Genomic DNA, 13,990 nt, shown 5'->3' with positions numbered 1-13,990 from the left:
TACCATGACGTTTGTTGATCGATTTAAACAGCTCAACTGGGATGACATTGGTATGTCTATCTTCAGTAAAACGGCGGCGGATGTTGAACGTGCTCTGAGTAAACCCAAACGTGACTTAGAGGATTTTAAGGCTTTGATCTCTCCGGCTGCAGAACCTTACTTAGAGCAGATGGCACAACAATCGTTGGCGTTAACACGTAAGCGATTTGGTAATACGATGTCGCTGTATATTCCTTTGTACTTATCGAACTTGTGTGCGAACGCGTGTACCTACTGTGGCTTCTCAATGGAGAACCGTATCAAGCGTCGCACATTAACCTTGGATGAAATTGATGCCGAGAGCGCGGCCATCAAAAAGATGAAATTCGATAGCGTATTGTTGGTGACCGGTGAGCACGAAACTAAGGTTGGGATGAAGTATTTCCGCCAGGTGCTGCCGAATATCAAAGCGCAATTTAACTACCTTGCGATGGAAGTTCAGCCGCTTGATCAAGACGACTACGCTGAACTCAAAACCCTTGGCTTAGATGCTGTGATGGTTTACCAAGAAACATATAGCCCAAGTACCTACGCTGAGCACCACTTACGTGGCAATAAAATGGATTTTGAATACCGGCTCGAAACGCCTGATCGTCTGGCAAAAGCGGGTATTGATAAGATAGGGATTGGTGCTTTGATTGGCTTGGAAGATTGGCGAACAGACTGTTTCTTCGTGGCCGCTCATTTGGATTACTTAGAGCGAACTTACTGGCAAACGCGTTACTCGATTTCGTTCCCACGTCTTCGTCCATGCGAGGGTGGTTTGCAACCCAAGTCGATTATGAGTGATAAGCAGTTAGTACAACTTATCTGTGCCTATCGATTATTAAACCCTGAGGTTGAGTTGTCTCTTTCGACTCGTGAATCTGCAACGTTCCGCGATAACGTGTTGCCGTTAGGTATCACTAGCATGTCCGCCGCGTCAAAAACTCAACCGGGCGGTTATGCTTCGGGTGAGGAAGAGCTTGAGCAGTTTGAGATAAGTGATGAGCGAAGTGCGACTGATGTTGAGGCTATGATTCGTCAACGCGGCTTCGACCCGGTGTGGCGTGATTGGCACAGTGCTTACTCAGGCTAACTAACATCTTGGTTAATGTTCCACGTGAAACATCAATGATGTGAAATCGACAAACAAAAACGGCTACCTAAGGGTAGCCGTTTTAATATCTAACTGAGGCAACTAGTTTTGGTTCAGTTACCTGCCTAGAAATGTATTAAGCGTGAGCAAGTGGTGTTGTTGACTGACGTAGCCATTCCAACGTATCACCTTCAACTAGTGGACTAACATCATTCCATACTTTCTGGTGGTAATCGTTCAGCCACGCAAGTTCAGGTCGGGTTAGTAGATCGACGTTGATGTTGCGCTTATCGATAGGGCAACGTGTTAGCGATTCAAACGTTAGTACTGAGAAGTCACCTTGAGTTGGCAGCTCAACTACCAATTCTAGGTTCTCGATGCGGATACCAAACTCATCAGCACGGTAGTAACCCGGCTCGTTTGATAACACCATACCTTCAACAAGAGGGACGTCGATCAGCTTCTTAGAGATGCTTTGCGGACCTTCATGAACACTTAGGAAGTGACCAACACCGTGACCAGTACCATGATCGTAATCGAAGCCTTCTGCCCATAAGTGCTGACGGGCTAAGATATCAAGTTGGAAACCACGAGTACCTCGTGGGAAACGCGCACGAGCAATGCCGATGTGACCTTTAAGCGCTAATGTGAACTGCTGAATCATTTCGTCGCTTGGTTGGCCAATCGCGATAGTACGAGTGATGTCGGTCGTACCATCTAAGTACTGACCGCCTGAATCGACTAGGTACAGAGTATTCAGTTCTAGCTGACCTGGTTCAGGTTGGTTCTCATGGTTGTAGTGACACATAGCTGCGTTGCCGCCTGCTGCTGAAATCGTGTCAAAACTTAAGTCCATTAGCGTTGGATCTTGTTCGCGGAACGATTGTACTTTGTCAGCCAATACCGCTTCGTTGTGTAGGTTACCTTGCGAGACTTCAGCATCAATCCAAGACAAGAACTTGGCCATCGCAACACCATCACGAATGTGACACGCTTTCATGCCCGCAATTTCAGTTGCGTTCTTAGCAGCCTTTGGCATTAAGCACGGGTCTGCTGCTTCAATGATATGAGCGCCTGCGTTTTGTAGAACAAGCGTGTACCAAGCGTTGCTTGTGCCTGAATCAACTGACACATTCTTACCTTCTAAAGATTGAAGACGTGCTTCGAGCTCTGATGGGTGAGAAACACGAATATCATTACCAACGTGCGCTTCAAAGCCTGCAGGAATACGCGCTGGATCTAAGAAGAAATCGACACTTTCATCGGCGTGAATGATGGCATTAGATAACACGACTGGTAGGCGAGACACGTCCAAACCACGAACGTTGAGTAACCAACAAATAGAGTCTAGCTCAGTAAGGATAGCGGCATCCGCACCTTTGGCTTTTAGTAGGCCTGCAATTTCAGCGCGTTTGCTTTCACTTGATTGACCAACGGCGTCTGTCGCCATTAGGCGAACATCAGATACAACAGGCTCAGGACGATCAGACCAAAGCTCATCAATCGGGTTTGCTGTTAATGTTGTGAGTTCGACTTTATCAGTCAGTTTCGCTTGTGCGCCTTTCAACCAAGCTGCTGTATGCATGCGTGGGTCGAATGCAACCTTGCTGCCTTGTGCTAGTGAATTGATGATCCAATCTAAAGCTGGCTCTTCAATAAGGTGGCGATACTCAAATAACTCTGCTGGTACCTGCTTGCGAACCTGAACGGTATAGCGACCATCAACAAAAATAGCAGCGTTTTCACGAGTGATAACCGCTGCACCTGCAGAGCCAGTGAAACCAGTTAACCAGTGAAGTCGCTCGTTATGAGCTGGAACGTATTCGCCTAGGTACTCATCTTCGTGTGGGATGATAACGGCATCTAGTTGGTTTGCTTCAAGCCAAGCTCGAACCGCAGTAACGCGTTCCGCAGTGATATTGTGCATCTGTGTTTATCCTTATTGTTAGGGTCCTTGTTAACACTCACAGTAGATATACATGTGAGGGGACTTATTAGGTCAATAAGCTAGCGCTTTTGTTCGTTGGCTGCAAACGCTGTACGCCATTTTTATCTAAGGTGCAGAGTTTTTTCTTTGATGATATCTCGCAACCAAGTTAACGCTGGGTCATTTTCTCTATCACGGTGCCAAAACAGAGTGTATGCCATCGGCGGGAATTCCATCGGCAGAGGGACAACGACTAAGTCGAGCTGCTTGGCAACAAGATAGGTGAAGTGACTTGGTGCCGTAAACACAAAGTCAGTGTAAGTGCACAGGCTAGCCGCACTGTTGAAGTCAGGAACAGAAATGGCGATATCTCGCTGATGACCAAGGTCGGCAAGTTTGTAGTCGAGTAACCAACGATCGTTACCATCACATCTTACTTGTACATGACGCTGTGCGAGGTAGGTTTCCAGATCCCATTTGCCGCTCAGAGCAGGGTGGTTACGTCTTAGCACACACATTTGTGCATCGCGATAGATCTCTTGTTCGCAAATATCATCTGGCGGCAGCATGGTTAAACGCGCGTCGTTGATGTCGATATCCTTACCCGTGAGTCCGATATCGAGTTCACCAAGCTGCAATTTCTTAAAGGTTTGCTCCGTCCAAGCGTGAGTGTTGATATTCACCTTAGGGGCTTGTCGAAATATCGCTGGTAAGAAGTGGGGAAGAATAAGCGGGTAAACACTCTCAACCGCCGCAATGTGAAAACTGTGGTCACTGTTGTTGGGAATGAAGGTCTCTGGTTGGGTGAGCACATCAAGTTGGTTGATCAGCGTTTCTAATCTAGGTTTGAGAAAAACGGCCTTTGGTGTTGGTCGCAGACCATGAGCACTTCGCGTGAAAAGGGGATCATTAAATTGCTCACGAAGTTTGGCCAATGACTTACTCACGGCTGACTGGCTAAGGCACAACCGATGCGCAGTGCGAGTAACACTCAGCTCTTCCATCAGCACCTGCAAGCAAACTAATAGATTGAGGTCGAGGCGTGATAGTTTCTCGATATTCATGTGAGTTTCCTATTTGGAATAATGCTAATGAGTATATGCCATTTTTGTTCATATCTTTAGTTGGTTATTATGCACCTAAATTAACTCATCCGGAGAATCTTGTGCCTTCTAACGCGCTTCCAACCCCTAGTAAACTGCAGGTTGCTTTATTGGCAATGCTGGTTCTATTTAGCCCTTTGGCTATTGATATCTACCTACCAGCTCTGCCACAAATTTCGACAGCGTTTCACGTGGAACATGCACTAGCACAAGATACGATTACTTGGTTTTTATTTGCCATGGGTGTCGGCCAACTGTTTGCTGGCCCTTTGGCTGATAAGTTAGGACGTCGAACCGTTGCATTGGGAGGTGTTAGTATCTATGCATTGAGTGCTTGCTTGGCGTGGGCAGCTCAATCGATTGATATGATGCTAATAGCTCGGCTGCTACAAGGCTTAGGAGCTTGTGCGACTTCTGTAGCTGCCTTTGCAACGGTTCGCGATCTATTTGGCCCAGAGAAAAGTGGCCGTATGATCAGCTACCTCAATGGTGCGATCTGTTTTATCCCTGCATTGGCACCAATTCTTGGCGCTTGGTTAACACATCAATTTGGCTGGCGTTCGAACTTCAGCTTTATGGCTGGCTTCGCGGTGGTCGTTGGCAGCATCTTATTCTTCCAAATGAAAGAATCTAACCCGGCGACAGAGAAGGTTGCTGTGTTCAAACTGGAGCGTTACTGGTCAGTACTGAAAACACCATCGTTCCTTTTCCATGCAACCTTGTGTTTGATGGCGATGGCGGTAATTCTTGCTTATGTTACTTCTGCACCGGTTGTGTTAATGGAGAACCTAGGTTTGACGATGAATGAGTTTACCTTCTGGTTTGGTATTAACGCAGCTATCAACATCACTGCTGCATTCACAGCGCCTAAGTTTATGGACCGTTTTGGTAGTTACAAGGCATTGGTTGTAGGTATCTCCACGCTGGGCTTAGCGGGCGTGATTATGTTGGTGCTTGCTGAGCACGCGACTCCAATCGCGTTCATGCTACCAATCTTCTTATCGTCGGTTGGCTTTGCTTGGATTCTTGGTGCTGCGGCAGGTAAAGCTCTAGAACCTTTCGGTGACCGTGCGGGTACAGCTGCTGCGCTGCTTGGCTTGTTCCAAATGAGCGGTTCAGGGCTTCTTGTGGGTACCATGCAACGTCTTGATTTCACATCGCAAGTGATGATCGCTCTACAAATGTTCCTGATTGTTCCTGCGTTATTAGTGCTTGCGAGTAAAGCGGGTAAGTCTTGGCACACGACGTTTGCTAAGGCATAAGTTACAAGGGTGACAAAATATACAAATGGCGGTTTTCGAAACGTTAAAACATGGTATATTTGTCACTCATTGAAACGTTAGTCCCCAACGGAAAATACTGTAATGTCATTAACAACCTACGAAATGGCGCGCGTCTTAGAACAAATGGAAGATGCACCTGAAAAGGTCATGTTTGGTAAACTGCTTAAAGAGCTAGGCAACCAAAGTGAAGAGCGTATTCGCAGTGCGGCAAAACAAGTTCCAATCGATACTTTGCGAGATATCATTTACCAATTTCAGCGTGTGGTAGAGTCTCGTAAGGGTGAGCAGGTTCAGCTATTGGCAAAAGAACTTGCAGAGCAAGGCATCTCTGCTGAAGAGCTACAAGCTTTTCTAAACAAGTAAGCTTATCCCAGTTAAAAAAGAAACCACTCAATTGAGTGGTTTTTTGCGTTTGGGCTGTAGCAATTTAGCTTTAGCAGTTCAAAAGAGGTGACAACTCATCTTAATTCCTGAATTGCGCTTTCAAAACTCTATCAAGTGAGAATGGTCCTGCGCCCCACACGACAACAATAAGAATCATTAATCCCCAAAGCTGATGGTCGTAGAAACCTTGATCCCACAATACCGGGTAAGACACGACAGCAATGATATTGAAAACGAACAACACCGCAGCCATAGGTCGTGTTAATAAACCGAGTGCTAAGAACACCGGCAGAATTAACTCAGCGGCAGTCCCCATGTAAGCCGCCAATTCCCAAGGTAGCAATGGCACTTGGTATTCCAGCTCAAACAAGTAGAGCGTGCTATCCCAAGTTGCTATCTTGGTGAGTCCAGAATTAAAGAATACCCACGCCACCCAAAGGCGACAAAATAGTAGAAGTACTGGAACAAAAAGTGCCTGTGATTTCTCAATCAAACTGTCGTATTGAGCCATCATGTTCGTGACTGTGTTGTTATCCATGTTATGTCTCCAATTCGGCATTGATTGAAAAACCTGAGATGACGTTTAGCGCCATAACAGTATTCAGATGTTGAAGTAATAAAGGGTCTATCGCTGAGAGTGTTTGACCTGATTGCAATTCAGTGAGGAGTTGGTAGCTCTCTTCACTCAAACCATGGCTCTCAACCTGTGAATTCTCAGCTCGGATTAACACCCCAAATTCAGCTTGATTGATGTCTAGCCCGTCAAGTTGTTGCTGGTAGATAGCTTGTTCAAGCGCGATAATCGTGTAACTAGAATGAATCAGTGTTATTGCATCTTTGAGATGAAAGACCAAAGCGCCTTGTTGCTCTTGTGGTATATCGGCCAGACAAGAAAGAGGTCTCTGGTCGACATGTGCTTGTGACGAAAACCTTACCAAGCTGTCTTTCTGCCATTCATATAAAGCCACTTCACCGAGATAAGGTGCAGCCTCAATAACGGCAGGAAAGGCTTGGATAGTCTGTTCAAAATGTTCACCGTAACCACTGACATCACCAGAGGTCGATGGATAACTTAAGACATGTTGACGAGCCATCTGTTGGAAGCACTCTTCACCAACCAACATTTCCGTAAGTGGGTAGGTTGCTGCCAGAACTTCGCTCAAGCTGATCACAAAGTTATTACGGTAAATCTGGATTCGCTGTTCATCGGTAAAATGGTCGCTCACTATGTCGCAGTGCTCACCATTGTTTTGGTAGCGTAGGGCGTTAGCAAACTCCAATTGAACATCTGCTAGGGAGTGGCTCATGATGCGCGACTCCTTTGGTTGAACTTGTCGTGTTGATACAAGATGTCACTGGCTTTGGTTGCTTCAGCCAATAAAACTTGTGGCTCTGGGATATCGAGATCCCACTCAATCAAGGTATGGCGCAAACCATGTTGTGCAACCCAGCGAGTGTAGAGTTTCCACACTTCGTCACAGACAGGTTTACTGTGTGTGTCTATCCAGATCTCACCTTGTTCAAGCTTCTTTTTGGTAAAACCTGCCAAGTGAATCTCTTCCACTTTGTCTGCAGGTATTCCGCTTAAGTACTCTTCACAACTGAAGCCATGATTAAAAGATGAGACGAAAATATTATTGAAATCGAGTAACAGTCGGCACTCTGTGCGCTTTTGTACCTCAGCCAAAAATTCCCATTCAGGAATAGTAGAATGTTTGAAGGCTAGGTAACTCGATGGGTTCTCAATCAGCATAGGGCGTTGCAGGCTATCTTGAACCTCGATGACATTACGACAGAACACTTCCAACGCTTCTTCTGTGTAAGGCAGCGGTAGCAAGTCATTGAAGTAATGCCCGCCAGTCTGACTCCAGCTGAGGTGGTCAGAAACCAAGAAAGGTTCGATATCATCAATCAGATCTTTTAACTGCACCAGATGGTGTTGATTGATACGCTCAACAGAACCAAGAGACAACCCAACACCGTGGCAACTTATGTTGTGTGCGTTACGAATTTCTCTGAGTTGTTGGCGTTGCGATGATTGAGCTAAAAAGTAGTTCTCGCTGTGAACCTCCAACCAACTCACTAGAGATGGATTTTGGCTAAAGAAGTCCAAGTGCGGTGTTCTAAGGCCAACCCCTGCGTTGGGGTGAAGAGTTTGATTCACAACGGTTCTCCTAATCGGAAGTGGAGGTGAGCTGAATATCAGCCCACCATACTAAGCAGCTCAATTATGATGATTGAGTGTTACCACCAGTTAATTTGCCACATAGTCCTTTAGGAACGACTACGAATGCATCGGATTGGTTGTCTTCTTTTGCTGTACCTGCACATGAGCTTGTTTTGGTTGCACAGTCATTTTGGCCAGCTTTTGCCACGCCGTAGCATTTTTCTTTCGCTGCTGCTTCCGCAGGTGCTGATGTAAGAACTGCACCGCCAAACGCTAGTACACTTGTGATTGCAGCTGTAACAGCAAGATTAGAATTTTTCATAGTCATTCCCTCTAGGACTTAATAGTATTTTTACATCGCAGGTTAATGAATTGTTAACTTGCTTACTAAAAAGGATAGGAAGAACTAGGAAATAATTTCATGGCATTATAAAAAATATCAATATTAATGATAATTCATGGTTTAAGTTACTGATTTTATGATGTTAATTTTTGATTGTTTTTTCTTCTTATTATCCTAAACGCAGCCTAGTGTTTAGGTTATAATCAACTTTTATGTATAAATACCCAGTAGTGAGCATATCCAATGATAGATCCTTCGCTTTTACTCGATGGCCTAAACGACAAACAACGTGAGGCGGTCGCGGCACCTTTAGAAAACCTACTTATTCTGGCAGGTGCTGGTAGTGGTAAAACGCGAGTGTTGGTGCATCGTATTGCTTGGCTGCAAAGCGTAGAGCAAGCATCACCGTTCTCTATTATGTCGGTTACCTTCACCAACAAAGCGGCAGCAGAGATGCGTGGTCGTATTGAAGAGTTGATGATGGGTAGCTCGTCAGGCATGTGGAACGGTACCTTCCACGGCATCTGTCACCGTATCCTTCGCGCTCACTACCTAGATGCAAAACTGCCAGAAGATTTCCAGATCATCGATTCAGATGATCAGATTCGTTTGCTGCGTCGCTTAATCAAGGCGCAAAACCTCGATGAAAAACAGTGGCCTGCCAAGCAAGCTTCTTGGTGGATCAACGGCAAGAAAGATGAAGGTCTACGCCCAAGTCACATTGATGCCTACCATGATCCAGTAACTCAAACATGGCTTAAGATCTACTCTGCTTACCAAGAGGCATGTGACCGTGCAGGCTTGGTCGATTTTGCGGAGATCTTGCTAAGAGCACACGAACTGCTGCGTGATAAGAAGCATATCCGAGAGCACTACCAAGCTCGCTTCAAGCACATTCTTGTCGACGAATTTCAAGATACCAACAACATCCAATATGCTTGGCTACGCATGATGGCGGGGCCTGATTGTCGTGTGATGATCGTGGGCGATGATGACCAATCTATCTATGGCTGGCGTGGTGCTAAGATCGAAAATATTCAGAAGTTCTTGGATGAATTCCCGGGCGCTTCAACGGTTCGACTAGAACAAAACTACCGTTCAACCAAAACCATTCTGCAGGCGTCGAACGAGCTTATCTCGAACAACACCGAGCGTATGGGTAAAGAGTTGTGGACAGACGGCAACGATGGCGAGCCAATCTCAGTGTACTCGGCATACAACGAGCTCGATGAAGCGCGTTTCACGGTTAGCAAGATCAAAGAGTGGCAGGAGAAAGGCGGCGCGTTAGAAGATACCGCAATGCTTTATCGTAATAACGCCCAGTCTCGTGTTCTTGAAGAAGCTTTGATTCAAGGTGGTTTGCCTTACCGAATCTACGGCGGCATGCGATTCTTCGAGCGTCAGGAAATCCGAGATGCCTTGAGTTACATGCGCTTAATGGGGAACCGTAACGATGATGCGGCTTTTGAACGTGTGGTAAACACACCAACGCGTGGTTTGGGTGATAAAACCCTAGAGACGATTCGTTTCGCAGCGCGTGACCGTGGTGCAACGATGTGGCAAGCAAGTCTTGCTTTGATAGAAGAACAAGTACTGCCAGGCCGTGCTGCGGGTGCACTGAGCCGTTTTATCGAACTAATTAACGCGCTAGAAGACGACACGTTAGAGCTTAGCCTGCATGAACAAACTGACCACGTGATCAAATCATCGGGTCTGTTTGCGATGTACGAGCAAGAGAAGGGTGAGAAGTCGAAAGCACGTATCGAGAACTTGGAAGAATTGGTAACGGCAACGCGCCAGTTTGAAAAACCGGAAGAAGCGGATGAGATGAGTATGCTGACGGCGTTCTTAACTCACGCAGCTTTGGAAGCGGGTGAAGGTCAGGCCGATGAGTTTGATGATGCGGTTCAGTTGATGACATTGCACAGTGCTAAAGGCCTAGAATTCCCAATGGTGTTTATGGTGGGTGTCGAAGAAGGCATGTTCCCAAGCCAGATGTCGGCCGAAGAAGCGGGGCGTTTAGAAGAAGAGCGCCGCCTATGTTACGTAGGCATGACCCGTGCGATGGAGAAGCTTTACATCACTTACGCAGAAATGCGTCGTCTGTACGGTCAGGATAAATACCACAAGCCATCGCGCTTTATTCGTGAGCTGCCAGAGACTTGTCTGGATGAAGTGCGTATGAAAGCGCAAGTCAGCCGCCCTGCAAGCAGTGGTCGCTTTAGCCAAACTGCTGTGAAAGAGAACTTCAATGAAACAGGCTTTAGCTTGGGTTCTCGCGTGAAGCACCCTAAGTTTGGTGAAGGCACTATCATTAACTTCGAGGGAAGTGGCCCTCAGAGCCGAGTTCAAGTCGCGTTTAACGGTGAAGGCATTAAGTGGTTAGTAACGGCTTACGCGCGTTTAGAGCAGCTTTAATCTAATACTTCAGCATCTAATAACCATTCATTATTGAAAACAAAAAGAGCAGCCAATGGCTGCTCTTTTTTTATGTTGTACCGCTTTAGGCGATCACAATACATGACTGACTAGAAGGGGTTTACAGTGCTGCAAGTGCCGCTTCGTAGTTTGGCTCTTCAGTGATCTCTGCAACTAACTCGCTGTGTGTTACCACACCTTTTTCATCAACAACGACAACCGCACGTGTTGTTAGGCTTGCTAGTGGGCCTTCAGCAATCGCTACGCCGTAGTCTGATGCGAATGCAGGAGAACGGAAAGTCGAAGCGTGTTGAACACCTTCAATGCCTTCTAGTTCGCAGAAGCGACCTGCAGCAAATGGTAGGTCAGCAGAAATACAAACAACAACCGTGTTCTCAAGTTCTGCCGCTTTTGCGTTGAACGTACGTACGCTCGTTGCACAAGTTGCTGTGTCGATGCTTGGGAAGATGTTTAGAACCACTTTCTTGCCAGCAAGAGAAGCAAGAGTCAGTTCAGAAAGATCGCCTGCGGTCAGTGCAAAGCTTGGTGCCTGTTCGCCAGTTTGTGGGAATATGCCAGTTAGCGGTACAGCAGCGCCTTTGAAGGTAACGTGTGACATGAATTTGTCCTTAATTTAATTATGGTTATGAAACTAGTTGAGCCTAGTAAGACTTACGTTACTCGGAAGTGGTTAAGAAGTGAATGGTTTAAATGTCAGAATTGTAATCAAAGGTCTGTGATTTATTTGTTTTAGGGGAAGAAAAGGTGGGACGACAGATAAAGAAAAACCCCGAGAGCTTGCGCTCATCGGGGTCTATAGTCTTACTCGCAGCAATCCGGCTACTAAGTGTGCTCCATGCATCAAATCCATGATAGTGTGCTGTTATCCTTCAGCGTATTCCTTTCGTCGCCTTCCTAGCGGTGTCCTTGATCTTATCCTGATCTGCCAACAATCCTCGTTAGCGCGCGTCACTTGTTCCTTGAGCGGTGTCCTTTACATCATCCTGATGTTCAGTCCTTTCCTCGTCCAGAGGTGTCCATTGTCTTTCCTTAGTAGCAACCATCCTAGTTACTATTGCGTCCATTCAATGTCCATTTCGCTATCCATGCCGATTATTCATCCTGAGTAATCGAATCTTCATCCTGAAGATAACCAAGTCCTTGGCGTTTCCTGTTCCGTGTCAGCATCCTTCCGACACCATTCATATTACCGATTCCTTATTTATCAGCAATGGTGCATAAGCGAATTTCTATATAATTATTTGAATGATAAATGTACGTATTGTTTAATTTCAATTGGTTACAATATCTAGGTGCTTAATTTCGTAGTTAAATATCGATATTTACTCACTGCCTTGTGAGAGATCTCGCACAAGACAGGGAGTAAAAAGGGAGTATTTTCTCTTATTGGCCGATAGCGGCACCTTCACGACGAGGGTCTGCAGCACCTTCTAGACCATCTTTTGTGATGCGAATAGCGTGTAAACCCGAGTTAAGATCGCGAACGTTGACCTCAAATCCCATCTTTTCTAGCTCAGGTTTAAAGTTTTCCGCCGAGGTTCCTTTTTCCAAATCTAAAGTTCCGAAACGGTTTAGGAAGTGTGGTTGGTTGATCGCTTGTTGGATATCCATGTCCCATTGGGTGTGGGCAATAATAGCTTGTGCCACATAACCTATGATACGACTGCCGCCCGGAGAACCGATCGCCATGTAAGGTTTATCGTCTTGCATGATAATGGTTGGTGCCATTGAAGAGCGTGGGCGCTTACCCGGTTCAAGTCGGTTCGCGATAGGCTTGCCATCGTTATGAGTCTTGAATGAGAAGTCGGTCAGTTCGTTGTTGAGTAGGAAGCCTCTTACCATCAGGCGTGAGCCAAATGCGTTCTCAATGGTGGTGGTCATCGATACGACATTGCCATCGCTATCGACAATATTGAAGTGGCTGGTGGAAGGAAGTTCAATAGACACATCTTGGCTGCGCAGCATGGCGTGATCCCACGGTGGGGTGCCTGATGGTGCACTCTCTAATGCCTTTCCAGCAGTAATTAGCTGAGCACGTTCCTGCAAATAGTCAGTATTCACTAACCCTTGGGTTGGCATTGGCACGTAATCTTGGTCTGCCATGTACATACCACGGTCTGCAAAGGCTAAACGAGAAGCGTCCGCTAACACTTGCCAAGATTTCGCATCGTTTGGTCCCCAGGATTTAAGATCAAACTGCTCGGTCATCGCCAAGATCTGTCCAACCGTTAATGCGCCTGAACTTGGTGGTCCCATTCCACAGATATCGTAACTCTCATAAGCGGAACAAACCGGTTCACGTTGCTTAATTGAATACGCATCGAAGTCTTTTTGCGCCAAGACGCCCGGGTTACCTTTAGCCGTTTGAACTGTGTTGATGATGTCAGCAGAAATCTCGCCTTGATAGAAAGCCTTAGCACCATCCTTTGAGATAGCGTTTAGCGTTGCCGCGTATTCTGGGTTCTTAAGTAGCGTACCTGCGGTTTTTGGGCTGCCATCGGCATTAAAGAAGTAGGCTTTAGTTGTCGCAAAGCGGCTTAGTCGCTCTTGGTCATTTTCAATCAAGGTCGCTAGACGAGGGCTGATGGTAAAACCTTTTTCAGCCAGTTGAGCGATAGGTTTGATTAGGGATGCCCACTCTAACTTGCCGTATTTTTGGTGAGTGTCCCACAGTAGTTGCACGGTGCCAGGTGTCGCTACAGAGCGACCACCAACCACAGCATCGTAAAACTTAAGCGGTTGTCCGTTTTCGTCTTGGAACAGACGTGGTGTGGCATCAAGTGGTGCAGTTTCACGACCATCGTAGGTTTTGAGTTGCTTGTCCTTGCCATCAAAATAAACAAGGAACGCACCACCACCAATACCTGATGACTGAGGCTCCACTAAGCCAAGCATAAGCTGGACGGCAACCATGGCATCAATCGCGTTACCACCACGAGCAAGTACATCGGCGCCCGCTTGGGTTGCCAGAGGGTTGGCCGCAGTGACCATCCAGTCGTTGGCTTTAACGAGTTGTTTGGTTTCTAAACCACTACTTTGTTCTGGAGCGACGGAATCGGCAGCTTGATTTGCCCAACTGACGTGAGAGGCAAAAAGTAGGGTAGAAGTGGCGAGGGTTGTTAGTTTTGTTTTCCACTGCATGATCTTCTCCTTTTAATATGCAGAGCTAGATTGGCAGTGGAAAGATAAGATAGCCAGTACGTTGTTAACGAATTGTAATCTTGATT

Annotated in this window: 12 protein-coding genes; 4 read left to right on the top strand and 8 right to left on the bottom strand. The window is 46.3% G+C overall.

Annotation, left to right across the window (positions count from 1 at the left end):
- Positions 1-4 precede the first annotated feature (4 nt).
- Positions 5-1,117, top strand: coding sequence for a 2-iminoacetate synthase ThiH (gene thiH, locus OCV12_RS15850; protein WP_261885028.1), 1,113 nt, complete (start codon positions 5-7; stop codon positions 1,115-1,117).
- A 136-nt stretch (positions 1,118-1,253) separates the two neighbouring features.
- Here the strand turns inward: thiH and OCV12_RS15845 are convergent, their stop codons facing one another.
- A complete protein-coding gene (locus OCV12_RS15845; protein ID WP_261885027.1) occupies positions 1,254-3,044 on the bottom strand; it encodes an aminopeptidase P family protein in 1,791 nt (596 codons plus the stop codon).
- A gap of 122 nt (positions 3,045-3,166) precedes the next feature.
- Positions 3,167-4,108: a LysR family transcriptional regulator gene (locus OCV12_RS15840; protein ID WP_012605070.1), complete on the bottom strand. Its 942-nt coding sequence runs from the start codon at positions 4,106-4,108 to the stop codon at positions 3,167-3,169.
- A 101-nt stretch (positions 4,109-4,209) separates the two neighbouring features.
- Between OCV12_RS15840 and OCV12_RS15835 the strand changes: the two genes are divergently transcribed.
- Together OCV12_RS15835 and tsrA are read left to right on the top strand one after the other, a co-directional pair.
- Positions 4,210-5,409, top strand: coding sequence for a multidrug effflux MFS transporter (locus OCV12_RS15835; RefSeq protein WP_261885026.1), 1,200 nt, complete (start codon positions 4,210-4,212; stop codon positions 5,407-5,409).
- Positions 5,410-5,511: 102 nt separating this feature from the next.
- Complete coding sequence (gene tsrA / locus OCV12_RS15830) at positions 5,512-5,793, top strand: H-NS-like global regulator TsrA (RefSeq protein WP_009848181.1); 282 nt, start codon at positions 5,512-5,514, stop codon at positions 5,791-5,793.
- A gap of 100 nt (positions 5,794-5,893) precedes the next feature.
- Here tsrA and OCV12_RS15825 read toward each other — a convergent pair whose 3' ends face one another.
- From OCV12_RS15825 to OCV12_RS15810, 4 genes are all read right to left on the bottom strand, one after another.
- Positions 5,894-6,352, bottom strand: coding sequence for a DoxX family protein (locus OCV12_RS15825; protein WP_086715425.1), 459 nt, complete (start codon positions 6,350-6,352; stop codon positions 5,894-5,896).
- Between the two features lies 1 nt (position 6,353).
- A complete protein-coding gene (locus OCV12_RS15820) occupies positions 6,354-7,121 on the bottom strand; it encodes an HvfC/BufC N-terminal domain-containing protein (protein WP_261885025.1) in 768 nt (255 codons plus the stop codon).
- Positions 7,118-7,978 (bottom strand): MNIO family bufferin maturase, encoded by an 861-nt coding sequence (bufB, locus tag OCV12_RS15815; protein WP_261885024.1) that lies wholly within the window; start codon positions 7,976-7,978, stop codon positions 7,118-7,120. The genes OCV12_RS15820 and bufB overlap by 4 nt, the downstream gene beginning before the upstream one ends.
- A gap of 64 nt (positions 7,979-8,042) precedes the next feature.
- Complete coding sequence (locus OCV12_RS15810; RefSeq protein ID WP_076654523.1) at positions 8,043-8,303, bottom strand: BufA1 family periplasmic bufferin-type metallophore; 261 nt, start codon at positions 8,301-8,303, stop codon at positions 8,043-8,045.
- A 264-nt stretch (positions 8,304-8,567) separates the two neighbouring features.
- On the opposite strand from OCV12_RS15810, the gene uvrD reads away from it, so the two are divergent.
- On the top strand, positions 8,568-10,742 hold the full coding sequence (gene uvrD, locus OCV12_RS15805) for a DNA helicase II (protein WP_132936176.1): 2,175 nt from the start codon (positions 8,568-8,570) through the stop codon (positions 10,740-10,742).
- A gap of 121 nt (positions 10,743-10,863) precedes the next feature.
- On the opposite strand, the gene tpx is transcribed toward uvrD, so the two are convergent.
- Together tpx and ggt are read right to left on the bottom strand one after the other, a co-directional pair.
- The gene (gene tpx / locus OCV12_RS15800) at positions 10,864-11,361 is read right to left on the bottom strand and encodes a thiol peroxidase (protein WP_261885023.1); all 498 of its coding nucleotides are present in this window, start codon (positions 11,359-11,361) and stop codon (positions 10,864-10,866) included.
- A gap of 785 nt (positions 11,362-12,146) precedes the next feature.
- On the bottom strand, positions 12,147-13,904 hold the full coding sequence (gene ggt, locus OCV12_RS15795; protein WP_261885022.1) for a gamma-glutamyltransferase: 1,758 nt from the start codon (positions 13,902-13,904) through the stop codon (positions 12,147-12,149).
- Positions 13,905-13,990: the final 86 nt, after the last annotated feature.

The sequence above is a fragment of the Vibrio pomeroyi genome (assembly GCF_024347595.1).
In the GTDB taxonomy this organism is placed as follows: Bacteria; Pseudomonadota; Gammaproteobacteria; order Enterobacterales; family Vibrionaceae; genus Vibrio; species Vibrio pomeroyi.
This window is presented reverse-complemented; position numbering and strand designations above follow the sequence as displayed.